The sequence below is a fragment of the Microcystis sp. M53598_WE2 genome, from assembly GCF_030067735.1.
In the GTDB taxonomy this organism is placed as follows: domain Bacteria; phylum Cyanobacteriota; class Cyanobacteriia; order Cyanobacteriales; family Microcystaceae; genus Microcystis; species Microcystis aeruginosa.
On sequence record NZ_JASJFE010000673.1, the window covers coordinates 1 to 1,165 of the forward strand.

Genomic DNA, 1,165 nt, shown 5'->3' on the forward strand with positions numbered 1-1,165 from the left:
GGAATATCAACTCTAGAAGCATCTCAATTAATCAAGGGAAAACTTAGTCAACCCCCTCTGGAAGACCCGTTTCATATTCTCAACGCCCCCGATCAAGACGCCGAAATAATTCTTAAACCGAAAGTTGATGCCCAAGTCGCTAAAATTCGGGTGTTAATAGAACTATAAACATTAATATGAAGGAAGGATAAACTATGAAAGAACAATAGGATTTTAGCACCGGAAAACGAGGCGCGATCAATGATTTTAGCCGACAATCGCGTAAGGGTGGAGTGAGTTATACCAGTCTACAAGACCTACTAGCAGCAGGGAAATGGAAAGAAGCAGATGATGAAACAACTAGGGCGATGCTTCAAGCTGCTGAGAGGGGAGAGAACGGGCGGTTCAGAGTACTGGATATTAGAAACTTTTCCTGTGAAGATTTACGCATCATTGACCAGCTTTGGTTGTCAGCTAGTAAGGGTAAATTCGGCTTCAGTGTTCAGAGAGAAATCTATGAGAGTCTCGGTGGCACGAGCGAGTATAATGAGGTAGTGTGGAACAAGTTCGGCGATCGCCTCGGCTGGAGAAAAGGAGGACAATGGGTGTACTGGCGGGAATTGCGGGAATGGGGGGAAGACGAAACCCTTGATTTTCAAGTTCCGCCTCGGCCTGGGGAACCCCGTAATGTGTACCTGCCGGCGGCATCTAATATTGAAGTTCCGCCTAGGGAACCCCCTAATGCGCACCTGCCGGCGGCATTATTTGAGATTACAAATACATTGGAGGGAAAGTGGAAGGGAGGCATGGAATCCTTCTCTCGTGCAAAAGCTTGTAACCCGTGGAATATAACGATCTCAGGTCTTTTATCCACGGTAAGCTCATCTAATTTGGTATAAATTGTACTTGACAAAGATTTCTGAATAGGGTAATCAAATCGCCATAGCACCGTCCCGCACTGCCAGTACCCAGACTTAGCCGCTGCTACCTCTGTATAATTTATAATTAGCCTTAGTCTCACTGTTGTTGATGAAAATTAATGAGGAAATAGCTCATGGGTAAAGGTTTTGCTCCCGTTCTCCCCACCGGAAATAAAGCTCAACTAAAACCTGAGCTTCCTTTAACATCAATAAATGAAATTCAAGCTAGTTTATTGACTTATCTTCAAGATATTCCTGACCCAAGA

1 protein-coding gene is annotated in these 1,165 nt (G+C 44.5%); it reads left to right on the plus strand.

The window, feature by feature from the left end; translation table 11 throughout:
* Window positions 1-272 precede the first annotated feature (272 nt).
* Window positions 273-878 carry a GUN4 domain-containing protein gene (locus PX636_RS13745; protein WP_288117595.1) on the plus strand — a complete coding sequence of 202 codons (606 nt, stop codon included), beginning with the start codon at window positions 273-275 and terminating at the stop codon, window positions 876-878.
* The last annotated feature ends 287 nt before the right edge of the window (window positions 879-1,165 follow it).